The sequence below is a fragment of the Vibrio rumoiensis genome, from assembly GCF_002218045.2.
Lineage (GTDB): Bacteria > Pseudomonadota > Gammaproteobacteria > Enterobacterales > Vibrionaceae > Vibrio > Vibrio rumoiensis.
The window spans coordinates 84,736-111,627 of sequence record NZ_AP018685.1 but is presented as its reverse complement, the minus strand read 5'-3'; the positions used below and the strand labels follow the sequence as shown (position 1 = coordinate 111,627).

Below are 26,892 nucleotides of genomic sequence, written 5' to 3'. Positions count from 1 at the left end.
TGGTCTATGAGCAATACAGTATCATCCCCTTTATATGCCGTGATTGATTTAGGCTCTAACAGCTTCCATATGTTGGTCGTACGTCACATTGACGGAAGCGTCCAAACAATGGCAAAAATCAAACGTAAAGTTCGCTTGGCTAATGGATTAGATAAAAATAATCAATTAAGCCAAGAAGCCATGCAACGAGGATGGGACTGTTTAAGCTTATTCGCTGAACGCCTGCAAGATATTGCTGCCGATAATATTCGTATTGTTGGCACCGCAGCACTCCGTTCAGCGACCAATGTCGATGTGTTTGTCAAAAAAGCCAATCAAATCCTAGGCCACCCTGTTGAAATTATTTCAGGCGAAGAAGAAGCCGCCACCATTTACAAAGGTGTGGCTCATACTTCTGGCGGTCTAGGTCATCGATTAGTGGTCGATATTGGCGGCGCAAGTACCGAATTAATTATTGGCCGAGAATTTGAAGCCAAAGCACTCGTAAGTTTATCGATGGGGTGTGTAACTTGGCTTGATCATTACTTTCATGATCGCCAGTTAACTCGGCAAAATTTCGACAATGCCATCTTAGCGGCGAAAGCAACGCTAGAGCCTATCTTACAAAAGTACAGCGAGCTTGGTTGGGACGTTTGTGTTGGAGCGAGTGGTACCGTTCAAGCCTTGCAAGAGATTATGCTTGCGCAAGGGATGGATGAAATCATTACCCTTGCCAAATTAAAGCGTTTGCAGAAACAAGCCATGATGGCTTCTCACCTTGAAGAGTTAGAGATTGACGGATTAACACTCGAGCGAGCTTTAGTGTTCCCGAGCGGCCTATCTATCTTAATCGCTATATTTGAAAGCCTTAATATAGAGTCTATGACTTTGGCGGGCGGTGCATTACGTGAAGGGCTTGCTTATGAAATGATCGGAGAAATGCGTCAATCCGATATTCGTCAACGTACAATATCGAGTGTGCAACACCGTTATCAAGTCGATACTGAATATGCTTCTCAGGTCGCCGATGTCGCGATGCAATTATTGAAACAATGTGGTCATCAACAGTGGATTCCAGAAGCCCAAGCAGCATTTTTATTACAAGCGGCAGCAGAGTTACACGAGATTGGCCTAAGTATTGATTTCAAAAAAGGCGGCGAACATGGCGCTTATCTACTCCAAAATCTCGATCTACCAGGCTTTACTCGCGCGCAAAAGCATTTCCTCGCCGAGTTGGTAAGACGCTACCGAGATGCTTTATCTTCACTGCCAGAGCAACACGCTTTATCAGGGCAAAGCAGTAAGCGTTTACTTCGGTTATTGCGCTTATCTGTTTTGATAACACACCGTAGAAACACCCAAATACAACCACGTTTTGAGATCATTTCACAAGACGATAACTTAACACTAAAAATGGATACTGATTGGTTAGCGGATAACCCATTAACTCAAGCAGAATTAGATCTTGAAGCCAACCGTCAAACCGATATTGGATGGCCACTCATGATCACCAGCCTATAAAATGACTTTTTTATAAAAATGGGAGCCAATTTAAGGCTCCCATTTTATTCATCTTTGCTCAAAGCTCAAACCGCCAAGGTTAATCTTCAACTTTATCAGCAGAGATATTATCTTGCGCTAACCACTCTGCGACATCTTTAGCAAAGTAAGTCAAAATACCATCGGCACCGGCGCGTTTAAAACAAAGCAGAGATTCCATCACCGTTTCTTTTTCTTTTAACCAACCGTTTTGAATAGCGGCTTTATGCATCGCATATTCGCCCGACACTTGATAAGCAAACGTTGGAATTTGAAGCTCAGTTTTCACTCGGCGAACCACATCTAAATACGGCATACCAGGTTTCACCATCACCATATCCGCGCCTTCATTGATATCCATCGCCACTTCATGCAACGCTTCATCACTGTTAGCAGGATCCATTTGGTAATTTTTCTTATCCGCCCCTTTCAAGTTGCTGCTTGAGCCGACGGCATCACGAAACGGACCATAATAATTCGAGGCGTATTTAGCGGAATAAGCCATAATCTGCGTATGAATATGTCCTGCCTTTTCTAGAGCTTCGCGAATTTTACCAATGCGGCCATCCATCATATCCGATGGTGCAACGACATCTGCGCCAGCTTCAGCGTGAGACAATGCTTGCTTAACCAACACTTCGGTCGTTTCCTCATTCAATACATAACCGTCTTTATCAATAATGCCGTCTTGCCCATGGGTCGTATATGGGTCAAGCGCAACATCGGTGATCACACCGATATCAGGAACATGCTCTTTCAATGCTCGGACCGCTCTTTGCACTAAGCCCTCTGAATTATAGGCTTCAGTGGCACATAAAGACTTCACATCTTGATTGACGACCGGGAATAGCGCAATCGCTGGCACGCCTAATTTAGCGAGATAGTCAGCTTCTTCCAGTAATAAATCGATAGAAAGGCGCTCTACTCCTGGCATTGATTCGACCGCTTCTCGGCGATTTTTTCCCATCAACACAAACATCGGGTAGATCAAATCATTAACTGACACCTTATTTTCAGCGACTAAACGACGACTAAAATCGTGTTTGCGGATACGGCGTAGACGACGACCAGGAAATTGACCTTGAATAGATACTGACACCTTTACTCTCCTTACTGATAAGTTCTATAACTCTTTCTACACTCATCATATCACCCTCACCATGCCATGAAAGCAAAGAATGACTCAATTATTCAGGAATTAACAATCGAGTATGATCTTCACGACTGAGTCATTTATACTGGTTGAGTATTCTCCAACTATGAGTTTTTTATGATTGATAGCCACGCACATATCTATGCCGAAGAATTTGAACATGATCGAGATGAGGTTGTTCAACGAGCCAAAGATATCGGCATAAAAAAAATTTTATTGCCAAATATCGATTTGAATTCAATTAAGCCTATGCTCGCGACCGAAGCCGCCTATCCTGACACTTGCCACTCGATGATGGGATTACACCCTTGCTATGTTAATGACAACATAGAACAAGATCTCGAGGTCATTAAAGCTTGGTTTGATAAACACAACTTTATTGCCGTGGGTGAAATTGGCATCGATCTCTATTGGGACAAAACTTTTCAAGCGGAACAAGAGTTTGCCTTTCGCGAGCAGTTGAAATGGGCGAAAGAGTTAGCATTACCTGTGGTCATTCATACTCGAGATTCGATTGACCAAACCCTCGACATTCTATCGCAAGAACAAGATGGGTCGCTATCTGGCGTCTTCCACTGCTTTGGTGGTTCAATCGAACAAGCTAAGGCAATTAACCAACTCGGTTTCCATTTAGGTATCGGTGGTGTATCGACGTTCAAAAATGGTGGGATGGATAAAGTCATCCCTGAATTGAATCTTGATTATATTATTTTAGAAACAGATTGCCCTTATTTAGCGCCAACCCCACATCGTGGTAAACGCAATGAACCGGCATTTATGCAACTTGTCGCGCAACGTATTGCCGACTTAAAAGAAATGCCTCTCGAACAAGTTTGTGCGATTACCGACCGTAATACGGAAAAATTATTCCAACTAAAATAGTTGAACATGTTTCACATGAAACCATAAAAAAACGCAACCACTTGGGTTGCGTTTTTATCTCATACGTCAATGTAAAATTAAGACTTCACTTCATCGTTATCATCTTGGTCTTCATCTTCGTCCCCTTCACCTCGCTTGGTATAGAAACGAGAGAAGAACAAACCAATTTCAAACAAGATACACATTGGCACAGCTAATAGCGTCTGAGATACCATATCAGGCGGTGTCAATAACATCCCAACCACAAAAGCGATCACGATAATATATGGTCTCTTCTGGGCTAACGTTTTCGCATCAGTTGCCCCCGTCCAGCATAACAAGATAATCGCAACCGGCACCTCAAAGGCAATCCCGAAAGCCATAAATAACGATAGAACGAAATCTAAATAGCTCGATATGTCCGTAGCAAACTGTACTCCACCTAATGAAATGGCAGTAAAGAAACTGAAAATTAATGGAAAGACAACAAAGTAGGCAAAGGCAACACCGCAATAAAACAGTAATGAGCTTGAAAACAATAAAGGTGCGATCAGTCGTCGCTCATGCTTATATAAACCAGGCGCGACAAATGCCCATATTTGGTATAGCACCAAAGGGACCGCAACAAAGACCGAAGCCACTAAAGTCAGTTTTAGAGGCGTAAAAAATGGTGATGCAACATCGGTTGCAATCATACTCGCGCCAACAGGCAAACGATCAATTAAAGGTGCAGAAACAAATTCATAGATATTACTAGAAAACCAAACCAGACAAACAAAGACCACCAAAACAGATGCAATCGCTTTTAAGATTCGGTTTCTCAGCTCAATTAGGTGGGATATTAATGGCTGGGTTTGTTCTTGAGTGGACATGTAAACCTCTTGAGAGCACGCTTACCCACTGGCGGTTACCAATGAGTAAACAAATAAAACAGGGAGTTATGCGTTTTTTTTGTCCGACGTTTTTTTCTCACTATCAGCAGAAGCATCATCTTTCATAATACGATTTTCTTCTGGTAGTTCATCTGTCGAATGCGAAGGCGCTGAAGGGATTGTTTCAGACTCTTTGGCATAAGGTCGTTGTACGTCTTGGGCTGCTTTCTTAAGTTCTTCGATTGAAGATTGCAGCTCTGGAGATAAATCTTTCATCCCCATTTGTTCGGCCTTACGCAAATTATCTTGTAACTCTTGTATTTTGAGTTCTTGAGACAATTCATCTTTAACATTGTTCGCCATCGTTTTCGCCGTGCGAACAAACTTACTCACACTACGTATTGCGACCGGCAGACGCTCAGGCCCAAGCACAACAAGCGCGACAACCGATATTAATACCAGCTCCCAAAAACCGATATCAAACACCGATTAGCCCTGCTCTTTTTCTTTTTTAGCGTCGGTTTCTACGCTTGAATCCACTTTATTTTGATCAAGAGACTTCGCTTCAAAATCCGCATCTTTTGATTCAGTTTTCTTCGATGCCTCTTCTTCGCTCATTGCCTTTTTAAAGCCTTTCACTGCAGAGCCTAAGTCACCACCAATACCGCGTAGTTTTTTAGTTCCAAATAACAGCACAACGATAACTGCAATAATCAAAAGTTGCCAAATACTGATTCCGCCCATTTGTTTTACCTCGGGTCAAATAAAAAGAAACACATCATAATGTGCAAAGTTTACGATTTAATTACGGTACGTTCGCCAACTCGCGAGCCAGAATAAAGCCCCAACAATAACAAACCCACCAGATAATTGATTGTGCCAATCCGCCGCACTTAACTGTAATATGGCAGAGCATACGACTAATGTTGCTCCAATACCAAATAAAAACTTACCTGTCGTCTGTTTGCGTTTACCCGCCGAATATAGGGCAAAGTAACGTGCTACATTTTGATCTAAGTCACGCCCACGTTTTAAAGTTTCGTAGAGTAGCTCAGGAAGCTCTGGCAGTTTCTCTGCCCACAATGGCGCTTTATCTTTTACGGCATTCAATACCGCTTTCGGACCGACTTGCTCCATCATCCAATTTTCTAAAAATGGCTTCGCCGTTTCCCACAAATCAAGCTGTGGATATAACTGCCGGCCCAATCCTTCGATATACAATAATGTCTTTTGTAATAGTACTAACTGCGGCTGTACTTCCATATTAAAACGGCGCGCGGTATTAAATAAGTTTAGCAGTACATGACCAAAGGATATTTCACACAATGGTTTGGCAAAAATAGGCTCACACACCGTGCGGATTGCCGCTTCAAAGTCGGTAAGATTCGTATCCGCAGGCACCCAACCTGAATCGACATGTAATTCTGCGACTCGTCGATAATCACGATTAAAAAAAGCCAAAAAGTTTTCAGCTAAATAGCGCTTATCTTCGTTATTCAGGGTTCCGACGATACCGCAATCTAAGCCAATCCACAGTGGATCGTCTGGTGTGTCCCACGCAACAAACACATTACCAGGGTGCATATCAGCATGAAAAAAACTATCGCGAAATACTTGAGTAAAAAAGACCGTCACGCCTTTTTCAGCCAAGCGTTTCATATTGGTACCATTTTTTTCTAATCCTTCAAGATCAGAAACTTGAATACCATAAATGCGCTCCGACACCATTAAATGCTCAGAGCTAAAATCCATTAAGACATCAGGAACATATAGATCTTTGCTACCAATAAAATTACGTCTCAGCTGCAACGCATTCGCCGCTTCCATACGTAAATCTAACTCACTAAGTAACGTTCTTTCGTATTCTTCGACGACTTCAACTGGTTTTAAACGGCGGGCATCAGGCATAAATCGAGCGACGATCCTTGCCATACGATACATCAACTTTAAATCCGCTTCGATAATAGGTCGAATATCCGGACGGATCACTTTAAGAACGACTTCTTGCCCTGTCTCTTTTACTTTAGCAGTATGGACTTGAGCTATCGATGCAGAGGCAAGCGGCGTAATATCAAAATCATCAAACCATTGCTCTAATGGGCCACCTAGTGATGCTTCAATCTGCTGTTTCGCCAATTTTCCATCAAATGGACTGACTTTATCTTGCAGTAAAGCTAAGGGGTTGGCAATGTAATCAGGAAACAAATCACGGCGAGTCGACATCATTTGTCCAAACTTAATCCATACTGGACCTAACTCTTGCAGCGCTAAACGCAGCCGCTGACCGACTTCTTTATCTTGATGTTTCTTGCGAATCCAGAATAAAAGCTTAACCAGACGGCGAGGCATTTTAACGAGTTGATGCTCAGGTAAAAGCTCATCTAACCCGTACTCTAACTGGATTTTTATGATTCGATATAAACGTTTTACTTCGCCCAGCGTCATAGTTTCGCCACCAACCTATCCAGACGTTGTTCCATTCTCGACAATGAACTTGCCAACTCATCAATTTGATCACAAAAATAAGCGACTTCCAACGCATTAGGAGCAACTTGCCATTCTTGTGTAAGAACGGTACCCAACTTTCTCTGTTGATTCTGCAGCCCTTGCTTGAACCATTCCGCTTGGTTTTTAGCACTTTGTACTACGGTATGGGCAACAACATCACCAGTCACACGGGATAACCATTCTTCCGGGTCCGGCTTAATGTCGGTCATCAGTTGTGAAAATTTTTGAGCGAGTTGGATATCACCTTCAAGCACCAGTTTATCTTGCTTGATTAAGCGAGTGATATTGGACTGGTCTTTCAGTTGAGGTAATACCGATAATTTCAGGCTCAAATAACAATCCGGCTCTGCTTCATAGGAACTCAGCACATCCACCTGGTGGCTAAATACAAAAATAAGTTGGCGATCTAATTCCTGTAAATGGACTTTGATCACTTTACCTTTTAAACGAGCAACCTGATGCTGATGCTCAGGTGCATCAATAATTAAACGGTTTAGTGTCGTTTCAATAATCCCGGTCACCAATGGTTCAAATGGCATATTTATTCCTTAAAACTTATATCCACGGTGTAAGGCAACGATACCCCCCGTCAGATTAAAGTATTTAGTTTGCTCAAAACCCGCCTCTTCCATCATACCTTTTAATGTATCTTGATCCGGGTGCATGCGAATTGATTCAGCGAGATAGCGATAACTATCCGCATCATTCGCCACCAGCTCACCGATCTTCGGCAGTAAATGGAAGGAATATAAGTCATACACTTTCGATAGTGCCTCAACTTTAGGTTTAGAGAATTCTAATACCAATAAACGCCCACCCGGCTTTAATACACGAAACATCGAGCGTAATGCTTTGTCTTTATCGGTTACATTACGTAAGCCAAAACTAATGGTAATACAGTCAAAATGATCGTCTGGAAATGGTAATTCTTCTGCGTTAGCTTGAACGTAATGGACATTACCAACAATACCGATATCACGTAATTTATCGCGTCCTACATTCAGCATTGAGTTATTAATATCGGCCAGCACAACTTGACCATTGTCACCCACTATACGAGAAAACTTGGCGGTTAAGTCACCGGTACCACCAGCAAGGTCGAGCACCTTATGACCAGGGCGCACTCCACTGCAATCAATGGTAAATCGTTTCCAAAGGCGATGAATACCACCAGACATCAAATCATTCATAATGTCGTATTTTGCGGCAACGGAATGAAACACTTCGGCGACTTTTTCGACTTTTTGTTCTTTCGCGACCGTAGAAAAACCAAAATGGGTTGTTTCTTCTTGTGACTTTGAGTTGTCGGCTTGTATTTGCTTATCCGTCATGTTTTCCATTACTCCAACTTAAACGCAGATGTAAGCTCATTTAATTGCGGTTAGTTTACTTTATCCTCAACCGCTTGTCTGTGCTTGTCGGAGTCATTTTGTGCAATTTCAGTGATTTCCTGGCTAATGCCTTTTTTCACTTCAACCCCCAATGTTTTAAAACTTTCCGCTTGGCGAATTAGGTTTCCTTTGCCGGTCGACAATTTATTCATCGCTCCTTGATAGCTATTTTGTGCACGATTTAATGCTTGCCCAACGGCTTCCATGTCATCGACAAATAAACGCATTTTGTCATATAACTTACTTGCTCGTTCCGCAATCAATTGGGCATTTTGATTCTGCCTTTCATTACGCCACAGGTTGTTAATGGTACGTAATGCCACTAACAAGGTTGTCGGACTGACAACAATAATATTCTGCTCCATCGCATCTCGAATTAAACTCGGATCGCGCTCTATCGCTAATTGAAAGGCAGGCTCAATAGGAATAAACATTAAGACATAATCTAACGATGTGATCCCTTTTAGTTGATGGTAATCTTTTTGACTGAGTAGTTTGATATGGCTTCTCACTGAAATAAGATGTTCATTTAATGCTTTGGCTTTTTGGTTATCATTCTCAGCATTAAAGTAACGCTCAAACGCCACCAACGTCATTTTAGAATCAATAATCACTTGCTTATCTTCAGGTAAGTTAACAATCACATCCGGTTGATAACGTTTACCGCTAGCATGCGTTAAGCTCACTTGGGTTTGATATTCATGCCCTTCACGTAAGCCGGAATCTTGTAGCACTTTCGCTAATACCACTTCACCCCAGTTGCCTTGCTGCTTATTATCACCTTTAAGCGCTTGAGTTAAATTCACCGCATCTTGCGCCATTTGCTCATTGAGTTTTTGTAACTGTTTAATTTCATGAACCAAGGTATGACGTTCTTTGGCTTCGGCATGATAACTATCCGTCACCTGTTTTTTAAAACCATGTAATTGTTCTTTCAGCGGGTTCAGTAAACTTTCCAAGCTTTGTTTATTTTGCTGATCAACACTTTTCACTTTATTGTCAAACAATTGATTCGCTAGACTTTCAAATTCAACTTTTAGTCTCTGTTCTGCTTTTTCAAGTAAGGCTAACTTCTCTTGTGCCGATCGGTTTTCTTCTTCATGCTTAACAGTCTGTTCCCTCAGTTGCGCCTTAAGCTCATAGTTTTCAGTATTTAACTGTTCATATTGGTACTTAACTTGATGCAATTCGCTTTGTAATTGTTCCAGTTGCTTCAACCTCTCATTGGCTGCCATCAACTGACCAAAATTCTTTCTCGCTTCAAATTCCGATTTATCACGTTCGATATCTAATTGATCTAATTCCGCTTGTAGCTGCTTAGTTTGATGTTGGGCAGATTGTAGCGCTTGAAGATGGCTTGATAATTCAGACTGATGCTGTTGCTTTAACATCTCAAGTTGATGGTTGTGGCGGTTTTTTATCCAAAGTTGTGCACCAACCGACAGCATCGAAATCACAATTAGGCAAAGCAAAATGAAATCGCTATGATTGAAAACCCATTGCATAAGTACCCTTACTTTCTGACATTTATTTAATCAGATCATATTAAATACTGGATAAATGTCCAGTTTATATCTTAATTTAGTTATACAGAGGCGAATATGGAAAATACAGCACAGTCAGAACGAAGTGCTCTTCTTTATGGGCTTGCTGCTGTTTTATTGTGGTCTACAGTTGCCACCGCTTTTAAACTCACTCTGCGAGAGTTTTCTCCTATTCAAATGTTGTTAGTCGCGAGTGTCGTTTCGGTGATCGTGTTATTGGTGATATGCCAAATAAAAGGCACTATTAATCAGCTCAGTTCCGTTTTTTTAGCCAACCCAAAATACTTCTTTTTGCTTGGGTTAGTGAATCCTCTTGGGTACTACCTTATTTTATTCAAAGCTTATGATTTGTTGCCAGCCTCACAGGCACAACCATTGAACTACAGTTGGGCTATTACCTTAACGTTAATGGCAGCGTTGTTTTTAGGGCAAAAAATCCGCAAACAAGATTGGCTTGCCTGTCTCTTAGGGTATTTAGGTGTCTTGATTATTGCGACCAAAGGCAATTTACTTACGCTATCGTTTGATAGTCCATTAGGGGTTGGATTAGCTTTATTATCAACCTTATTGTGGGCCAGTTATTGGATCTTAAATACCAAAAATAAAACCGATCCTATTTTAGTCGTCTTGTTGGGGTTTTTAGTTTCCCTTCCATTCTCAATATTTCTCGCTTGGTACGAAGGGTTGGGATGGAGTTCGATCAGTTTACAAGGTTGGTTAGCCGTCAGTTATGTAGGCTTATTTGAGATGGGAATAACGTTTGTGTTGTGGTTAACCGCACTGAAAAAGACGCACAATACTGCCAAGGTGAGTAATTTAATTTTCCTCTCACCTTTTATTTCCTTGATATTATTAGCTCAAATTATTGGCGAAACCATTTACCCATCAACAGTGGTTGGGTTGATTTGCATATTATTAGGCTTGGCCGTACAACAAATAAAATTTAAAACACGAAATAGGAATTGCGCAGATAGTAATAAATAAAAGCGGTTATTTCGTCTTTTCCATATAACGCTTAAGATCATCAACAGAAAGACCTTGAGCTTTCAACTGTTCAGCAAGTAATTGCACTTGTTCGCCCTTGCGTGAATCCGCGATAACTTGAAACTGATAAATAATATCTCTTAATAATTCAAGTGGTACTTGTTTCGCTGCGCTACGAATTCTTTCTTGGCTTTGATTGCCTAGCTCAGTTAATAGTTTACCAAACATAACTTTTTCTGGGCTTTCGTCCAATTGCTCTAAAATACGAGCCATCTCATAAGTAGTTAGTGACATAGATTGTTTTATATTCCGAGTGATTCAAAGAAGGAAATGTAAAAAAGCAGAAGTAAATATACGCCTGAATGATGGTTAAGCAAAACAAAAAATACCGTTTAGGACTGCTATTTTGGTTATTAATGACAATTTAAAAGACCAGCCAGTGAAATTGATATGACCACCGTTTATTTTTCCTCTTTTTCTCACTCATTATTCCAAACCTGTCCACAAGGTTTCACGTGAAACATTACCTTAGTTGGCACATTTCAACGGGATTAGATTACACACTCAAACTCCAATGGTAGTATTAAGCCATTACATCAATGACAATGTTGATAGCATTTCGGCATAGACCGTTAAATCAAAAAGGATGATTCAGATGCATAAAGCTATTTCAGAGCGTGTCCAGCAACTTCGTCAGTGGCTCGTTCAACATGATTTTGACGCGATCATTATTCCACATGAAGATGAGTTTTTAGGAGAATACATTCCCGCTCATAATGAACGTTTGCATTGGATAACCGGTTTTGCTGGTTCTGCTGGCGCGGCGGTCATTACTCAAGATAGCGCAGCGATGTTTGTTGATGGCCGCTATACCGTTCAAGTCACCAAGCAAGTTCCTGGTGAGCTATTTAGTTATCATCATTTTATTCAAGAGCCACCGATTACTTGGCTGCAACAAAATATGCCAGCGGGTAGTCGTTTAGCCATTAATCCTAAAATGCATTCCGCCACTTGGTATCAAGCAGCACAAAATAAACTCGATGGGCAAATTGAGATGATTGATGTCGAAAGCAACCCGATTGATATGCTTTGGTCTGATCGCCCTCAAACCGTTGAATCACCATTACGTTTAATGCCATTAGACATCGTTGGCCAGCCTTCACAAGATAAACGTAACAATATTGCACAACTCATTAGCCAGCAAAATGCCGATGCAGCATTATTGACTCAAATAGACTCTATTTGTTGGTTACTCAATATTCGTGGTCTCGATGTACCGCGCTTACCTGCGGTTTTATGCCATGCGATTTTACATGCCGACTCCAGCTTAGAGTTATTTATTAACCCAGAACGCATTCCTTCTGAATTTGGACAGCATGTTGGTAAAGGGGTAACCATCTCGTCACCTTCTCAACTTGAAGCATCGCTTAGTTCACTAGCTGGAAAAAAAGTTATAGTCGACCCGAATAGCAGTAACGCCTGGTTCAGCCAAGTATTACAAAGCAACCATGCTCATATTATTGCTAGTAATGATCCATGTTTACTCCCTAAGGCAGTTAAAAACAAAACCGAATCACAAGGCATGATTAATTGTCATGTGCGAGATGGTGTGGCAATGGCCAAGTTCTTATGCTGGATTGATTCTGAAGTTGAAGCCGGTCGCTTGCACGATGAAGATACCCTATCTAACCAATTGCATGATTTCCGTAAACAAGATGAGTCATTAGCCGATTTAAGTTTTGATACCATTTCAGCCGCAGGAAGTAACGCGGCAATGTGTCATTACAATCACGCCGATCAAATAGAGTTTGGTAAGCTGGAATTAAACTCACTTTATCTTGTCGATTCCGGTGGCCAGTACCCAGACGGTACTACAGATATCACACGCACCGTTGCAATTGGTGAGCCTTCGACATTTATGAAGCAGCAATTCACATTGGTACTCAAAGGACACATTGCATTGGCAACCGCGCGCTTTCCTGTCGGAACTACTGGCAGTCAGCTTGATGTGTTGGCTCGTCAATATCTATGGGCAGAAGGCTATAATTATGATCATGGTACTGGCCATGGTGTTGGTCACTTCTTAAGTGTTCATGAAGGACCACAACGTATTTCTCCTGCTTACAATGGCGTCGCTCTACAAGCAGGGATGGTGTTATCAAATGAACCGGGTTACTACCGTGCTAACGAGTTTGGCATTCGTATTGAAAACCTTGAGTTAGTCACAGAGAAACAAACGCAAGGTGATTTATCTATTCTTGGCTTCGAATCCCTAACGCGTTGTCCAATTGATGTGAGAGCTATTGAGCGTAATCTATTAACTACTGGCGAAATAGATTGGCTAAATCAGTACCATCAAAAAGTATGGAATGATGTCAGCCCATTCGTTGATGATGAGGTAAAAGAATGGTTAAAGCAGGCTACTTTAGCGATTTGATCAATAGAATTTGGTCATTATAAATATCTTCAGTGGTAAGTAACTTGAAATCACTCAGTACCGCACTTGAGGCTAAATAAAAACAAAGCCCGTTTCGATACCAACCGAATCGGGCTTTATTGTTTCACGTGAAACCATTTGAGACTAGCTTACAAAGTCATCCGGAATAAGCGTGATGCCAATCAGTCCATACGGGTTCATAACCGCGTTGACGAACAGATTTAATAACCTCTTCCACTGAACGCTCATCACTAATAGCAAATTGCTCCAATTCAACATCAGAGTTCGCATAACCACCCGGCTGAGTTTTTGAAGCCGCCGAGATATGAGTCACTCCTAAAGGCAATACGTTATCTCTAAAACTTGGTTGTTCGCGTGTTGATAATGACAACTCGACCTCATGATTAAACAAACGGAAAGCACAAATAAGTTGTACTAATTGTTTATCAGTCATCACCGATTTTGGTTGTAATGCCCCTTCACATGGTCTCAATCTTGGAAAAGAAATCGAATACCGAGACGTCCAATATTGTTTCTCTAAATACTGTAAATGCGCAGCTGTAAATAAACAATCTGTTCGCCAGTCTTCTAAACCAATTAGTGCTCCTATTCCAATTTTATCAACGCCCGCTCTCGCGACCCGATCTGGAGTTTCAAGCCGGTAATAGAAATCCTGCTTATTACCTCTCAAATGGTGTTTAGCATAAGTACTTGGGTGATAAGTTTCTTGATAGACCATCACCGCATCTAACCCTAGGGATTTTAATTCACTGTAATGATCTTGGTCCAAAGGTTGAACTTCCATCGCTAAATATGAAAACTCTTGCTTTATGATAGGCAGCATCTCAGCAAAATAATTCATACCAACTTTGGTTTCATGCTCCCCAGTAACCAATAACACACTATCAAAACTCATCGCTTTTACCGCTTGAACTTCAGCTTCAACTTCAGCTTGATTTAGCGTTCGACGTTTCAATTTATTTTCCATAGAAAAACCACAGTAAGTACACGCATTGGCGCACAAATTTGAAAGGTATAATGGAATATAAAAATGAATATTATGGCCAAAACGCTGCCGAGTAAGCGTATAAGAACGTTGCGCCATTTGTTCAACATAAGATTCGGCCACAGGCGAAATGAGTGCTTTAAAGTCTTCTAGGCCCAGCTTGTTTTTTGCCAAAGCTCGCTCAACATCAGCAGCTGTTTTACTGCGAATGGATAAGTAAACTTCATCCCAATCTAGGGTTTTAAATACGTCTGTAAAAGTCATCTTCACCTACCCTAAAAATGCAGTCAGTGGGCTTGAAGCACTTGCTTGTTGGCTCACACTACCTAAGCCAGCTAGATAAGCCTGACGCCCAGACTGCACTGCGAGTTTAAAAGCTTGCGCCATTTGTATGGGGTTAGCTGATGATGCAATTGCGGTATTGACCAGGACTGCATCAGCACCTAACTCCATAGCATAAGCCGCATGCGAAGGTGCGCCAATCCCAGCATCAACGACAACAGGTATGTTCGCTTGTTCGATAATAATCTTGAGGAAATCTTCCGATACCAAACCTTTGTTGGAACCAATCGGTGCCGCTAATGGCATAACGGCGGCACAACCTACTTCTTCGAGGCGTTTACATAACACGGGATCAGCATGGCAATAAGGTAGGACAATAAAGCCAAGCTCCACCAGTTGCTCCGCTGCTTTTAGAGTTTCAATCGGATCTGGCATTAAGTATTTAGGATCAGGATGGATTTCTAATTTCAACCACGGTGTATCCAGTACCTCACGTGCTAATTGTGCAGCAAAGACCGCTTCTTTTGCTGTTTTAGCACCAGAAGTATTCGGCAAGAGTTGAACATTGGTTTTTAATAGTGGCTGTAGAATGTCGTCTGTTTGTTGGCGGAAATCTAAGCGCTTTAACGCTAAGGTTATTAACTCAGATCCGGAATGTTGAAGCGAATCTAACATAAGACTCGAACTGGCAAACTTTCCGGTACCAGTAAACAATCTAGAATGAAAATCGCGATCGGCTATGACTAATGAATCTTGAATAACATTCATGATATTAGCCTCCTGCGATCATAGTGAAAACCGATACATCATCACCCTCAGCGAGCGTCGTCTCTGCCCACTGGGTTTTAGGAATGACATCTTGGTTAATAGCAACCGCAATACCTTGCTGATTAAGCAGTAACTGAGACAGTAATTGAATCAGCTTGTTTTGGTTCTTCTCTAAAATATGTACTTGTTGGTTTACCGTGACTTGCATGGTGTCTCCTCAGATCCTTCTTCGTGGAGACTGATCGGTTCTAATCAGCTTCCACAAACTGGGCATTCAGAATCTTTGGCAATATTAAATTTCTGCCAAGATAGCGTTTGCCCATCAAATAAATTAAGAGACGCAGGTTTTAGTTTATCGTTTTGAGTTAAGTATTTGATCGCCTCAAGCGCTTGTAAATTACCTAACGTACCGACGACCGGGCCAATCACTCCCGATTCTGAACATTTCAAACCTGCGCTATTATCTTGATATGGCACAGCACAACGGTAACAAGGGGATGAATGGTGCTTAAAGTCAAAACTCATTAATTGCCCGATCCAGCCGATCGCCGAACCTGAAATTAATGGGGTCTTTCCGTCATGACAGGCTTTATTAACTGCCTGTCTAGTTGGAAAATTATCACTGCAATCTAATACTACATCCGCCAGCATCACTTCTAAATTCAGCTGAGCATCGGCAAGAAAAGATTTCACACAACGAACTTTGCAATTAGGATTTAATTGCTTTAATTGTTCAGCAGTCGCTTGCGCTTTATTCTTTCCAATATCAGATTCACGGTATATAACTTGACGCTGTAAATTGGAGGAGTCAACCTCATCACCATCCGCGACGACTAATGAACCGATTCCCGCACCGGCGAGATAAAGAGCTGCAGCCGAGCCTAAGCCACCACAGCCTACCAACAACACTTTACTACCAATCAATTTTTCTTGGCCCACTTCCGATACTTCTGGAACCATAATTTGTCTTTGATAGCGTTGGAATTGTTGGTCGTTCATTATTTTCCCTTGTTACTCATTAGCTGTTAAACAATAGCCTTATCACTTCGTGGTGAAGCCATAATTTGATAGAAAGAATCTATCGTCAATTGTATATCATTTGCTTGTGTAATAGCACGGACCACCGCTAAGCTATTCACACCGGTTTGCCAAACATCTTGTGCGTTATTCAAATTCACCCCTCCTATTGCTACAGTAGGAAAATCATCACCAATCAATTTTTGGTACAGCGATAACTTATTCAGTCCTTGTGGTTGCGATGGCATTTGTTTCGTCGTGGTTGGAAAGATATGCCCAAGAGCAATATAAGAAGGCTTCAACTGCTTGGCTCGCAAAATTTCATAATAGCCGTGAGTTGAAATACCTAATCGTAGACCTGCTTGGCGAATCGCCTGTAAATCGGCGACTTCCATATCCTCCTGTCCAAGGTGAATGCCATAAGCCTTATATTTGATAGCAAGTTGCCAATGATCATTAATAAATAACTGCGCGTTATAGTCTCGGCCAAGTGCTATCGCATGCTTTATATTGGCTTCTATATCTGAGCCCAACGAATCTTTCATTCTAAGCTGAAGCGTTTTAACACCATGTTTAAGTAATATTTCGATCCACTCAATCGAGTCAACTACTGGATATAAGCCAATAGCCGGTGGTATAAACTTGAAGGTAGGACAGGCTTGAAATGTGGCTTCTTGAGCGAGTTGTGGGAAGAAGTGAGCATCAACCGGCCATGTTTCACGTGAAACACTTTGGTATTGTTTCACTGCAGCATTTGCAATAATAGAGGCATCTTCAAAAGTGAAACTTAAGCCCAAAGCCATGATGAACCAACAATAATGACGAATAGTCGACTCATGATTCCACTTTAAATTAACAGTATGTAAATCAACTGAAACCCCACCTTTCAGCCTGATTTTATCAGTAAGTATGTCGCCATTATTTACTGCCACCGAAATTAAGCTAACATCGTCTTCAGTAACAAGTAATGCATCTACTTCATTCTGATAACACAAAGCAACATCGCTGCCTTTAATTCGCTTCTCAATACCAAATGCTGCAGAGATCACCTTGGGACCAGATGGTAAATGTACCACTGTCGATAAGTCACCGATTGCTGGCAATTCTGAAAACGCTACATCAGGAAGCGTAAATCCAGCTTGCTGAGCCGCTTCCATACAAGATTGAAGTTGCTGTTTAAGTAAAGGTTCCTTAGCTCCATTAAAGATAAGCGTATTCATGACTTATCCTCTTGCTCTGCCAATACCTTATCCTTTGTTTGTATTGCGGGATGATAAAGCTCTGAGCCAGTTTCAAGAAATTCACGTGATTTAGCTTTCATTCCTTCACGTGGGTCACCGACCATTTTCACCTCAATAGCTTGATCTGCTAAAACTTGATCACTGTCTTTGGCATATTCACGAACTTCTTGAGAGATTTTCATCGAACAAAATTTCGGTCCGCACATAGAACAAAAATGGGCAACTTTGCCAGACTCTTGAGGCAATGTTTCATCATGAAAAGCCAATGCGGTTTCTGGATCGAGCGAGAGATTAAATTGGTCATGCCAACGAAATTCAAAACGTGCTTTAGATAACGCATTATCACGAATTTGAGCGCCTGGGTGGCCTTTCGCTAAGTCGCCTGCATGTGCTGCCAATTTATAAGTAATTAAGCCTGTTTTCACATCTTCCTTATTTGGCAAACCTAAGTGTTCTTTGGGTGTGACATAACAAAGCATGGCACAACCAAACCAACCAATCATCGCAGCGCCAATACCAGAAGTGATATGATCATAACCCGGTGCAACATCGGTAGTAAGTGGACCTAATGTATAGAACGGCGCTTCATGGCAATGCTTCAATTGCTCATCCATGTTCTCTTTGATCATGTGCATAGGAACGTGGCCAGGGCCTTCTATCATAACTTGAACGTCATATTCCCAAGCAATCTTAGTCAGTTCACCTAGAGTCCGTAACTCGGAAAATTGTGCTTCATCGTTAGCATCAGCAATCGAACCTGGACGCAAACCATCACCAAGAGAAAGAGCAACATCATACTGAGCACAAATTTCACAGATCTCTCGAAAGTGAGTATAAAGAAAGCTTTCTTGGTGATGAGCTAAACACCACTTAGCGATAATTGAGCCGCCGCGCGAGACAATACCGGTAACTCGTTTTGCTGTCATAGGGACATAACGCAGTAATAAGCCAGCATGGATAGTAAAGTAATCTACGCCTTGTTCTGCTTGCTCAATTAAAGTATCGCGCATCACTTCCCAATTAAGATTTTCAGCAACTCCGTTTACTTTTTCTAATGCCTGATACATCGGGACTGTACCAATTGGCACCGGGCTATTACGCAGAATCCACTCACGAGTTTCATGAATATTACGCCCAGTAGAAAGGTCCATTACGGTATCGCCTCCCCAACGTGTCGACCAAACCAGCTTTTCTACTTCTTCTTCAATAGAGGATGACACCGATGAATTTCCAATGTTTGCATTCACTTTAATTAAGAAATTACGGCCGATAATCATCGGCTCAGATTCTGGATGGTTGATGTTGGATGGAATGATTGCTCGCCCTTCTGCGACTTCACGACGAACAAATTCTGGGGTAATTTCTTGAGGTAAATGTGCACCAAAGTTTTGCCCCGGGTGCTGCTGATTCAATTGCTCATCAGCAAATTTCTGGCGCCCCATATTTTCACGTATTGCGATAAACTCCATTTCAGGGGTAATGATACCTTTCCTTGCATAGTGTAATTGCGTTACACAACAACCAGGTTTCGCTCGACGAATTGGAGGTAAGTTTCCGTACCTAAGGTCATTTAACGTGTCATCATCCAAACGCTGTTGCGTAAAGGCAGAGCTGACGGAGTCAAGAATGTCAGTATCCGTTCGTTCTTCAATCCAAGAGGTTCTTAGCTTAGGAAGCCCTTCATATAAGTTAATTTGATAGTTGGGATCAGTATAAAAACCAGAGGTATCATAAACTTGGATAGGTTCATTAGGCTCTAAAATAGGGTTATCTTTCGTACCACCTACCAAGCTGTTAGAAAGGCTAATTTCACGCATCGGAACACGTAAATCCGAGCGACTACCTTGAATATAAACTTTTTGAGAATTGGGATACGGTTGTACAGACAGAGAATCGATAAAATTCTTAGCGTCCATTCTGGCTTGTTTACGACTTGACGACATAGCATTTTCCTTTAACTGTATGAGTTAGAAGCCCCGAAGGGTAAATGCTTGACGGATTTTGATGCACAAGAGCGGATCTGTAGAAACAGATACACAAATAGAGGGGTAATGTGAATAGATTACTCTTCTCTCGTTCCCTTCGCAGGTATTAGCCTGATCAGGTTCAACGGATCCCGCATAGCGGTCTCAGCCTTATGGCACTCCGACAAGTAGGAAAAGTATATTCGCTCAAATTATAATCATCAACCTTTATTATTCACAAAGTTGATAACTAACAGCTCATATATTATTTATTTTTTAATCTATTAACTAATGATGCAAATAAACTTGATTGTGTTTCTCGTAATTGACCAATTTTGCCATCAAATCTAGATGTCTCTTTTAAATCAAATAACTTAGGTACTGCAATTCGTTGTGAAGAGTAAATGCCTGTATGACCACTAAAATAGTATGCGGTATAACAAGCAACGGCAAAATATAAAATGTACTCTGAACCAAATAGCTCTACCCCCATGATAGTACAAGCAAGCGGAGTATTGGTTGCAGCAGCAAACACCGCGATAAAACCTAACGCGGCGAACAATTCAGGTGGCGCACCTAGAGCCCAAGCTAAAGTATTACCTAACGTGGCTCCAATAAAAAATAATGGCGTAACCTCCCCGCCTTTAAAACCAACCGATAAAGTAAGAGCCGTTAATACTAATTTAAATAACCAGCTATACCATTCAGCCCCACCTTGATGGAAAGCTGAAACAATACTCACCCCACCCTCGCGATAGCTATAGACACCTAAGCCTATATAGTCATAATTACCAATAAGCTTAGTAATTAAAATCACTAGGATGCCGCCAACAAACACTATCAAGTATGGATTTTTCAAAGTCAGTTTAAAGAAGTCCTTTAACGAATGAGTTAACTCACCAAAAAGATAACCAGCTAATCCGAATCCAATACCAGCAACTAAGATTTTAAGCAATAACAATGGGTCGACTTTCACAACATGGTCAAGTAACTGATATGACTCTAAAAAGTCTATTCGATAGTGGGTATGGTGAGCTCCTAGAGCCGTACAGACCATATCTGCAACAATGGCAGCAAAGAGAGCAGGAACTATAGCATCGTACTTTAAACGGCCTATAGCGAGTACTTCTAACGCAAAAATTGCACCAGTCAAAGGGGTGCCAAAAATTGCACCAAACCCCGCCGCAATACCTGAGATTAATAACAATCGTTTATCGGATTCAGATAATTTAAATAACTTGGCAAAATAATTAGAAGCAGCACCACCAATCTGTACAGCTGTCCCTTCTCGCCCAGCAGAACCACCAAATAAATGGGTAATCACTGTTGTTAATAAAACTAAAGGCCCCATTCTTGTTGGTATACCTGCTCCAGGCTGATGTATCTCATCCATTATGAGATTATTCCCACCGTCAGAGTTTTTCCCCAATTCTTTATATAAATAAACGATAACTAAACCTGCAAATGGCAATAGATAAAGAAGCCAAATATTCGCTTCACGAATTGCAGTCGCTTCAGAGAGTATCCATAAGAAAAAAGCATTAAGCGCACCGATAACAGATGCAACAGGAATAATGATGGCAATCCATCGGAGGATTTGAGCAAACAGCTTTGGGTTAGCGTTTAGTGGATGAGACATATATCTACCTAATATAATTAATATTAATGCCAAGGATAGATACATTGAGAGTAATTGAAAACCTGCAGATAGATCTATCCCATCTTGCAGGAGTCATCATCTCAAAATAAATTTGAGCGGTTAAAGGTGGAACCCCATCACCCGTGATCAAAATCACTATGACATTCTATAGAACAGAGAAATTTAAACAACAGCAATAACAGAGTTTCCGTTGATATGCGCCAAGCCATTAATAAAAAAGAATAAAGGCTGATGAATTAAAGAAGATCCTTGATCAATATTTTCTACAGATGAAAAAAAACCTGATTCTTTCGAATCAGGTTTCTCAAAATAAGTGGCGGAGTGGACGGGACTCGAACCCGCGACCCCCGGCGTGACAGGCCGGTATTCTAACCAACTGAACTACCACTCCGCAGTGTCTATTCAGCATGTTGCAATTTAAAGCCTGGCGATGTCCTACTCTCACATGGGGAAACCCCACACTACCATCGGCGCTACTTCGTTTCACTTCTGAGTTCGGCATGGAATCAGGTGGGTCCAAAGCGCTATGGTCGCCAAGCAAATTCTTCTGTTAAAACATCCACTAGGATGTTTTAACTTAATTCGGAAAGCTGTTTCTTCTCACACTCATTCAAGTATGTCTTATATCTATTCAGTCCAACCAAAACCCTTTAGGTGTTGTATGGTTAAGCCTCACGGGCAATTAGTACAGGTTAGCTCAATGCCTCGCAGCACTTACACACCCTGCCTATCAACGTTCTAGTCTCGAACAACCCTTTAGGACGCTTAAAGCGCCAGGGAAGACTCATCTCAGGGCTCGCTTCGTGCTTAGATGCTTTCAGCACTTATCGATTCCGAACTTAGCTACCGGGCAATGCCATTGGCATGACAACCCGAACACCAGAGGTTCGTCCACTCCGGTCCTCTCGTACTAGGAGCAGCCCCCTTCAATCTTCCAACGCCCACGGCAGATAGGGACCGAACTGTCTCACGACGTTCTAAACCCAGCTCGCGTACCACTTTAAATGGCGAACAGCCATACCCTTGGGACCGACTTCAGCCCCAGGATGTGATGAGCCGACATCGAGGTGCCAAACACCGCCGTCGATATGAACTCTTGGGCGGTATCAGCCTGTTATCCCCGGAGTACCTTTTATCCGTTGAGCGATGGCCCTTCCATTCAGAACCACCGGATCACTATGACCTGCTTTCGCACCTGCTCGAATTGTCATTCTCGCAGTCAAGCGGGCTTATGCCATTGCACTAACCACACGATGTCCAACCGTGTTTAGCCCACCTTCGTGCTCCTCCGTTACTCTTTGGGAGGAGACCGCCCCAGTCAAACTACCCACCAGGCACTGTCCTCACCCCAGATAATGGGGCTAAGTTAGAACATCAACACTACAAGGGTGGTATTTCAAGGTTGACTCCACAACCACTGGCGTGATTGCTTCAAAGTCTCCCACCTATCCTACACATGTAGGGTCAATGTTCAGTGCCAAGCTGTAGTAAAGGTTCACGGGGTCTTTCCGTCTAGCCGCGGGTACACTGCATCTTCACAGCGATTTCAATTTCACTGAGTCTCGGGTGGAGACAGCGTGGCCATCATTACGCCATTCGTGCAGGTCGGAACTTACCCGACAAGGAATTTCGCTACCTTAGGACCGTTATAGTTACGGCCGCCGTTTACCGGGGCTTCGATCAAGAGCTTCTCCGAAGATAACCCCATCAATTAACCTTCCGGCACCGGGCAGGCGTCACACCGTATACGTCATCTTACGATTTTGCACAGTGCTGTGTTTTTAATAAACAGTTGCAGCCACCTGGTATCTGCGACTCCCGGCAGCTTAGAGAGCAAGTCTCATCACCGCTAGGAGCGTACCTTCTCCCGAAGTTACGGTACCATTTTGCCTAGTTCCTTCACCCGAGTTCTCTCAAGCGCCTTGGTATTCTCTACCCGACCACCTGTGTCGGTTTGGGGTACGATTTCTTACAAACTGAAGCTTAGAGGCTTTTCCTGGAAGCATGGCATCAATGACTTCACTACCGTAGTAGCTCGACATCGTGTCTCAGCCTAACAATTTCCCGGATTTACCTAAGAAATTAGCCTACGCACTTGAACCTGGACAACCATCGCCAGGCCCACCTAGCCTTCTCCGTCCCCCCATCGCATTTGTAAGAAGTACGGGAATATTAACCCGTTTCCCATCGACTACGCTTTTCAGCCTCGCCTTAGGGGTCGACTTACCCTGCCCCGATTAACGTTGGACAGGAACCCTTGGTCTTCCGGCGAGGGAGTTTTTCACTCCCTTTATCGTTACTCATGTCAGCATTCGCACTTCTGATACCTCCAGCAAACTTCTCAGTTCACCTTCAACGGCTTACAGAACGCTCCCCTACCCATCATAGTAAACTATGATGCCGCAGCTTCGGTGTATAGCTTAGCCCCGTTACATCTTCCGCGCAGGCCGACTCGACCAGTGAGCTATTACGCTTTCTTTAAATGATGGCTGCTTCTAAGCCAACATCCTGGCTGTCTGAGCCTTCCCACATCGTTTCCCACTTAGCTATACTTTGGGACCTTAGCTGGCGGTCTGGGTTGTTTCCCTCTCCACGACGGACGTTAGCACCCGCCGTGTGTCTCCCGGATATTACTTACTGGTATTCGGAGTTTGCAAAGGGTTGGTAAGTCGGGATGACCCCCTAGCCTTAACAGTGCTCTACCCCCAGTAGTATTCGTCCGAGGCGCTACCTAAATAGCTTTCGGGGAGAACCAGCTATCTCCAGGTTTGATTGGCCTTTCACCCCTAGCCACAAGTCATCCGCTAATTTTTCAACATTAGTCGGTTCGGTCCTCCAATTGATGTTACTCAATCTTCAACCTGCCCATGGCTAGATCACCTGGTTTCGGGTCTATACCTAGCAACTCGACGCCCAGTTAAGACTCGGTTTCCCTACGGCTCCCCTATACGGTTAACCTTGCTACTAAATATAAGTCGCTGACCCATTATACAAAAGGTACGCAGTCACACCACGAAGGTGCTCCTACTGCTTGTACGTACACGGTTTCAGGTTCTATTTCACTCCCCTCACAGGGGTTCTTTTCGCCTTTCCCTCACGGTACTGGTTCACTATCGGTCAGTCAGGAGTATTTAGCCTTGGAGGATGGTCCCCCCATGTTCAGACAGGATATCACGTGTCCCGCCTTACTCGTTTTCACTTAGTATGCGTTGTCGGTTACGGGGCTATCACCCTGTATCGCGGCACTTTCCAGAGCCTTCACCTGACGTATATAAAGCTTAAGGGCTAATCCAATTTCGCTCGCCGCTACTTTCGGAATCTCGGTTGATTTCTCTTCCTTCGGGTACTTAGATGTTTCAGTTCCCCGAGTTCGCCTTATTAACCTATGTATTCAGTTAATAATACGTGCTTATGCACGTGGGTTTCCCCATTCGGAAATCGTAGACTCAAGTGGCTTTTACTGCCTAATCTACGCTTATCGCAAGTTAATACGTCCTTCATCGCCTCTGACTGCCTAGGCATCCACCGTGTACGCTTATTCACTTAACCATACAACCCAAAAGGGTCTTAATGTATGTTCAACTAAATAAGGTTTTAGTTTTTTGACCGTTAAGAGGGTAATCTTAACGGTCGTTTGCCGGACTCAATAGAATCAATTGCAAGCAATTGATTTGAATACAAGACACTTGAATGTGTGTTGTTGTGTTTATCACAAGGATAAACATTGAGAACTTTTATTAAGATAAACATTAAATGTTTATCTAGTCAGCTTTCCCAAATTGTTAAAGAGCAAGTTTTCTAATGAAAACCATTTTTAAATATTCTGTGTAAAAACATTTAAAGATGGTGGAGCTATGCGGGATCGAACCGCAGACCTCCTGCGTGCAAGGCAGGCGCTCTCCCAGCTGAGCTATAGCCCCATCTTATTTTTTAATGTTGACCAACTTTTCGAAAGAAAATTGGTGGGTCTGAGTGGACTTGAACCACCGACCTCCCGCTTATCAGGCGAGCGCTCTAACCAGCTGAGCTACAGACCCAACATTAAAACTCTTAACTTTATAAACCTAATCAATCTGTGTGGGTACTCATCAAAAATAATCTTTCGTATAAGGAGGTGATCCAGCCCCAGGTTCCCCTAGGGCTACCTTGTTACGACTTCACCCCAGTCATGAACCACAAAGTGGTAAGCGTCCTCCCGAAGGTTAAACTACCTACTTCTTTTGCAGCCCACTCCCATGGTGTGACGGGCGGTGTGTACAAGGCCCGGGAACGTATTCACCGTGGCATTCTGATCCACGATTACTAGCGATTCCGACTTCATGGAGTCGAGTTGCAGACTCCAATCCGGACTACGACGCACTTTTTGGGATTCGCTCACTATCGCTAGCTTGCTGCCCTCTGTATGCGCCATTGTAGCACGTGTGTAGCCCTACTCGTAAGGGCCATGATGACTTGACGTCGTCCCCACCTTCCTCCGGTTTATCACCGGCAGTCTCCCCTGGAGTTCCCGACATTACTCGCTGGCAAACAAGGATAAGGGTTGCGCTCGTTGCGGGACTTAACCCAACATTTCACAACACGAGCTGACGACAGCCATGCAGCACCTGTCTCAGAGTTCCCGAAGGCACCAATCCATCTCTGGAAAGTTCTCTGGATGTCAAGAGTAGGTAAGGTTCTTCGCGTTGCATCGAATTAAACCACATGCTCCACCGCTTGTGCGGGCCCCCGTCAATTCATTTGAGTTTTAATCTTGCGACCGTACTCCCCAGGCGGTCTACTTAACGCGTTAGCTCCGAAAGCCACGGCTCAAGGCCACAACCTCCAAGTAGACATCGTTTACGGCGTGGACTACCAGGGTATCTAATCCTGTTTGCTCCCCACGCTTTCGCATCTGAGTGTCAGTATCTGTCCAGGGGGCCGCCTTCGCCACTGGTATTCCTTCAGATCTCTACGCATTTCACCGCTACACCTGAAATTCTACCCCTCTACAGTACTCTAGTTTGCCAGTTTCAAATGACCTTCCGAGGTTGAGCCCGGGCTTTCACATCTGACTTAACAAACCACCTGCATGCGCTTTACGCCCAGTAATTCCGATTAACGCTCGCACCCTCCGTATTACCGCGGCTGCTGGCACGGAGTTAGCCGGTGCTTCTTCTGTTGCTAACGTCAAGCAACGCAGTTATTAACTACGAAACCTTCCTCACAACTGAAAGTACTTTACAACCCGAAGGCCTTCTTCATACACGCGGCATGGCTGCATCAGGCTTTCGCCCATTGTGCAATATTCCCCACTGCTGCCTCCCGTAGGAGTCTGGGCCGTGTCTCAGTCCCAGTGTGGCTGATCATCCTCTCAGACCAGCTAGGGATCGTCGCCTTGGTGAGCCATTACCTCACCAACTAGCTAATCCCACATAGGCGTATCCAGTAGCGCGAGGCCCGAAGGTCCCCCGCTTTGCTCCGAAGAGGTTATGCGGTATTAGCCATCGTTTCCAATGGTTATCCCCCTCTACTGGGCAACTTCCTATGCATTACTCACCCGTCCGCCGCTCGACGCCGAAGTAGCAAGCTACTTCTCGTTTCCGCTCGACTTGCATGTGTTAGGCCTGCCGCCAGCGTTCAATCTGAGCCATGATCAAACTCTTCAATTTAAGATTTTGTGACTCAACGAATACTGACTTCAAACTAC

General features: G+C 43.0%; 20 protein-coding genes, 3 tRNA genes, 3 rRNA genes and 2 riboswitches. Of the genes, 4 read left to right on the top strand and 22 right to left on the bottom strand.

Features of this window, described 5'->3' with window-relative positions; genetic code table 11:
• The first annotated feature begins 6 nt into the window (after positions 1-6).
• Positions 7-1,500 carry a guanosine-5'-triphosphate,3'-diphosphate diphosphatase gene (gene gppA / locus VRUMOI_RS00545; protein WP_089139579.1) on the top strand — a complete coding sequence of 498 codons (1,494 nt, stop codon included), beginning with the start codon at positions 7-9 and terminating at the stop codon, positions 1,498-1,500.
• 79 nt (positions 1,501-1,579) lie between these two features.
• Here the strand turns inward: gppA and hemB are convergent, their stop codons facing one another.
• Positions 1,580-2,617 (bottom strand): porphobilinogen synthase, encoded by a 1,038-nt coding sequence (gene hemB / locus VRUMOI_RS00540; protein ID WP_089139580.1) that lies wholly within the window; start codon positions 2,615-2,617, stop codon positions 1,580-1,582.
• Positions 2,618-2,788: 171 nt separating this feature from the next.
• Here hemB and VRUMOI_RS00535 point away from each other — a divergent pair, with 171 nt between their 5' ends.
• The gene (locus VRUMOI_RS00535; RefSeq protein WP_089139581.1) at positions 2,789-3,553 is read left to right on the top strand and encodes a TatD family hydrolase; all 765 of its coding nucleotides are present in this window, start codon (positions 2,789-2,791) and stop codon (positions 3,551-3,553) included.
• 77 nt (positions 3,554-3,630) lie between these two features.
• On the opposite strand, the gene tatC is transcribed toward VRUMOI_RS00535, so the two are convergent.
• The 7 genes from tatC to rmuC all read right to left on the bottom strand — a co-directional run bounded on the left by tatC (position 3,631) and on the right by rmuC (position 9,808).
• Positions 3,631-4,404: a twin-arginine translocase subunit TatC gene (tatC, locus tag VRUMOI_RS00530; protein ID WP_089139582.1), complete on the bottom strand. Its 774-nt coding sequence runs from the start codon at positions 4,402-4,404 to the stop codon at positions 3,631-3,633.
• A gap of 66 nt (positions 4,405-4,470) precedes the next feature.
• On the bottom strand, positions 4,471-4,890 hold the full coding sequence (tatB, locus tag VRUMOI_RS00525) for a Sec-independent protein translocase protein TatB (RefSeq protein ID WP_089139583.1): 420 nt from the start codon (positions 4,888-4,890) through the stop codon (positions 4,471-4,473).
• 3 nt (positions 4,891-4,893) lie between these two features.
• On the bottom strand, positions 4,894-5,148 hold the full coding sequence (gene tatA / locus VRUMOI_RS00520; RefSeq protein ID WP_089139584.1) for a Sec-independent protein translocase subunit TatA: 255 nt from the start codon (positions 5,146-5,148) through the stop codon (positions 4,894-4,896).
• Positions 5,149-5,205: 57 nt separating this feature from the next.
• Positions 5,206-6,849 carry a ubiquinone biosynthesis regulatory protein kinase UbiB gene (gene ubiB / locus VRUMOI_RS00515; protein ID WP_089139585.1) on the bottom strand — a complete coding sequence of 548 codons (1,644 nt, stop codon included), beginning with the start codon at positions 6,847-6,849 and terminating at the stop codon, positions 5,206-5,208.
• Entirely contained in the window at positions 6,846-7,451 is a 606-nt protein-coding gene (locus tag VRUMOI_RS00510) for a ubiquinone biosynthesis accessory factor UbiJ (protein ID WP_089139586.1), read from the bottom strand. The genes ubiB and VRUMOI_RS00510 overlap by 4 nt, the downstream gene beginning before the upstream one ends.
• A gap of 9 nt (positions 7,452-7,460) precedes the next feature.
• A complete protein-coding gene (gene ubiE, locus VRUMOI_RS00505; RefSeq protein ID WP_089139598.1) occupies positions 7,461-8,243 on the bottom strand; it encodes a bifunctional demethylmenaquinone methyltransferase/2-methoxy-6-polyprenyl-1,4-benzoquinol methylase UbiE in 783 nt (260 codons plus the stop codon).
• Between the two features lie 50 nt (positions 8,244-8,293).
• A complete protein-coding gene (rmuC, locus tag VRUMOI_RS00500) occupies positions 8,294-9,808 on the bottom strand; it encodes a DNA recombination protein RmuC (RefSeq protein WP_089139587.1) in 1,515 nt (504 codons plus the stop codon).
• Between the two features lie 96 nt (positions 9,809-9,904).
• Here rmuC and VRUMOI_RS00495 point away from each other — a divergent pair, with 96 nt between their 5' ends.
• Complete coding sequence (locus tag VRUMOI_RS00495) at positions 9,905-10,831, top strand: DMT family transporter (protein WP_089139588.1); 927 nt, start codon at positions 9,905-9,907, stop codon at positions 10,829-10,831.
• Positions 10,832-10,837: 6 nt separating this feature from the next.
• Here VRUMOI_RS00495 and tsrA read toward each other — a convergent pair whose 3' ends face one another.
• A complete protein-coding gene (gene tsrA, locus VRUMOI_RS00490) occupies positions 10,838-11,125 on the bottom strand; it encodes an H-NS-like global regulator TsrA (RefSeq protein WP_089139589.1) in 288 nt (95 codons plus the stop codon).
• A gap of 361 nt (positions 11,126-11,486) precedes the next feature.
• Here tsrA and VRUMOI_RS00485 point away from each other — a divergent pair, with 361 nt between their 5' ends.
• Positions 11,487-13,268, top strand: coding sequence for an aminopeptidase P family protein (locus VRUMOI_RS00485; protein ID WP_089139590.1), 1,782 nt, complete (start codon positions 11,487-11,489; stop codon positions 13,266-13,268).
• Positions 13,269-13,425: 157 nt separating this feature from the next.
• Here VRUMOI_RS00485 and thiH read toward each other — a convergent pair whose 3' ends face one another.
• From thiH to VRUMOI_RS00420, 13 genes are all read right to left on the bottom strand, one after another.
• Positions 13,426-14,538, bottom strand: a complete 1,113-nt coding sequence (thiH, locus tag VRUMOI_RS00480) for a 2-iminoacetate synthase ThiH (protein WP_089139591.1) — start codon at positions 14,536-14,538, stop codon at positions 13,426-13,428.
• A gap of 6 nt (positions 14,539-14,544) precedes the next feature.
• Positions 14,545-15,324, bottom strand: coding sequence for a thiazole synthase (locus tag VRUMOI_RS00475; RefSeq protein ID WP_089139592.1), 780 nt, complete (start codon positions 15,322-15,324; stop codon positions 14,545-14,547).
• A gap of 4 nt (positions 15,325-15,328) precedes the next feature.
• Complete coding sequence (gene thiS / locus VRUMOI_RS00470) at positions 15,329-15,532, bottom strand: sulfur carrier protein ThiS (protein WP_089139593.1); 204 nt, start codon at positions 15,530-15,532, stop codon at positions 15,329-15,331.
• Positions 15,533-15,576: 44 nt separating this feature from the next.
• The gene (locus VRUMOI_RS00465; protein WP_162598379.1) at positions 15,577-16,326 is read right to left on the bottom strand and encodes a HesA/MoeB/ThiF family protein; all 750 of its coding nucleotides are present in this window, start codon (positions 16,324-16,326) and stop codon (positions 15,577-15,579) included.
• Positions 16,327-16,349: 23 nt separating this feature from the next.
• A complete protein-coding gene (gene thiE / locus VRUMOI_RS00460) occupies positions 16,350-17,561 on the bottom strand; it encodes a thiamine phosphate synthase (protein WP_089139595.1) in 1,212 nt (403 codons plus the stop codon).
• The gene (gene thiC, locus VRUMOI_RS00455; protein WP_089139596.1) at positions 17,558-19,525 is read right to left on the bottom strand and encodes a phosphomethylpyrimidine synthase ThiC; all 1,968 of its coding nucleotides are present in this window, start codon (positions 19,523-19,525) and stop codon (positions 17,558-17,560) included. Before thiC ends, thiE begins: the two co-directional genes overlap by 4 nt.
• A 117-nt stretch (positions 19,526-19,642) precedes the next feature.
• A riboswitch (TPP riboswitch) is annotated at positions 19,643-19,740 on the bottom strand.
• A 71-nt stretch (positions 19,741-19,811) separates the two neighbouring features.
• Positions 19,812-21,218: a voltage-gated chloride channel family protein gene (locus VRUMOI_RS00450; RefSeq protein ID WP_231897467.1), complete on the bottom strand. Its 1,407-nt coding sequence runs from the start codon at positions 21,216-21,218 to the stop codon at positions 19,812-19,814.
• Between the two features lie 47 nt (positions 21,219-21,265).
• A riboswitch (Fluoride riboswitch) is annotated at positions 21,266-21,336 on the bottom strand.
• A 184-nt stretch (positions 21,337-21,520) separates the two neighbouring features.
• Positions 21,521-21,597: transfer RNA gene (locus tag VRUMOI_RS00445), tRNA-Asp, on the bottom strand.
• Positions 21,598-21,628: 31 nt separating this feature from the next.
• A 5S ribosomal RNA gene (gene rrf / locus VRUMOI_RS00440) occupies positions 21,629-21,744 on the bottom strand.
• Between the two features lie 123 nt (positions 21,745-21,867).
• Positions 21,868-24,755 (bottom strand): 23S ribosomal RNA (locus tag VRUMOI_RS00435).
• Positions 24,756-25,050: 295 nt separating this feature from the next.
• Positions 25,051-25,126, bottom strand: a tRNA-Ala gene (locus VRUMOI_RS00430).
• Positions 25,127-25,166: 40 nt separating this feature from the next.
• Positions 25,167-25,243, bottom strand: a tRNA-Ile gene (locus VRUMOI_RS00425).
• A 70-nt stretch (positions 25,244-25,313) separates the two neighbouring features.
• Positions 25,314-26,854, bottom strand: a 16S ribosomal RNA gene (locus VRUMOI_RS00420).
• The 16S, 23S and 5S rRNA genes sit together here with 3 tRNA genes alongside, the layout of an rRNA operon.
• Positions 26,855-26,892: the final 38 nt, after the last annotated feature.

What these genes read in the sequence shown, in the direction of transcription:
- rmuC (WP_089139587.1), bottom strand. Translation starts at nt 9,808, where the DNA reads ATGCAATGGGTTTTCAATCATAGCGATTTCATTTTGCTTTGCCTAATT.
- VRUMOI_RS00510 (WP_089139586.1), bottom strand. Translation starts at nt 7,451, where the DNA reads ATGCCATTTGAACCATTGGTGACCGGGATTATTGAAACGACACTAAAC.
- VRUMOI_RS00485 (WP_089139590.1), top strand. Translation starts at nt 11,487, where the DNA reads ATGCATAAAGCTATTTCAGAGCGTGTCCAGCAACTTCGTCAGTGGCTC.
- VRUMOI_RS00475 (WP_089139592.1), bottom strand. Translation starts at nt 15,324, where the DNA reads ATGAATGTTATTCAAGATTCATTAGTCATAGCCGATCGCGATTTTCAT.
- tatC (WP_089139582.1), bottom strand. Translation starts at nt 4,404, where the DNA reads ATGTCCACTCAAGAACAAACCCAGCCATTAATATCCCACCTAATTGAG.
- VRUMOI_RS00495 (WP_089139588.1), top strand. Translation starts at nt 9,905, where the DNA reads ATGGAAAATACAGCACAGTCAGAACGAAGTGCTCTTCTTTATGGGCTT.
- thiC (WP_089139596.1), bottom strand. Translation starts at nt 19,525, where the DNA reads ATGTCGTCAAGTCGTAAACAAGCCAGAATGGACGCTAAGAATTTTATC.
- ubiB (WP_089139585.1), bottom strand. Translation starts at nt 6,849, where the DNA reads ATGACGCTGGGCGAAGTAAAACGTTTATATCGAATCATAAAAATCCAG.
- tatA (WP_089139584.1), bottom strand. Translation starts at nt 5,148, where the DNA reads ATGGGCGGAATCAGTATTTGGCAACTTTTGATTATTGCAGTTATCGTT.
- ubiE (WP_089139598.1), bottom strand. Translation starts at nt 8,243, where the DNA reads ATGACGGATAAGCAAATACAAGCCGACAACTCAAAGTCACAAGAAGAA.
- gppA (WP_089139579.1), top strand. Translation starts at nt 7, where the DNA reads ATGAGCAATACAGTATCATCCCCTTTATATGCCGTGATTGATTTAGGC.
- tsrA (WP_089139589.1), bottom strand. Translation starts at nt 11,125, where the DNA reads ATGTCACTAACTACTTATGAGATGGCTCGTATTTTAGAGCAATTGGAC.
- thiE (WP_089139595.1), bottom strand. Translation starts at nt 17,561, where the DNA reads ATGAATACGCTTATCTTTAATGGAGCTAAGGAACCTTTACTTAAACAG.
- thiS (WP_089139593.1), bottom strand. Translation starts at nt 15,532, where the DNA reads ATGCAAGTCACGGTAAACCAACAAGTACATATTTTAGAGAAGAACCAA.
- VRUMOI_RS00535 (WP_089139581.1), top strand. Translation starts at nt 2,789, where the DNA reads ATGATTGATAGCCACGCACATATCTATGCCGAAGAATTTGAACATGAT.
- thiH (WP_089139591.1), bottom strand. Translation starts at nt 14,538, where the DNA reads ATGACTTTTACAGACGTATTTAAAACCCTAGATTGGGATGAAGTTTAC.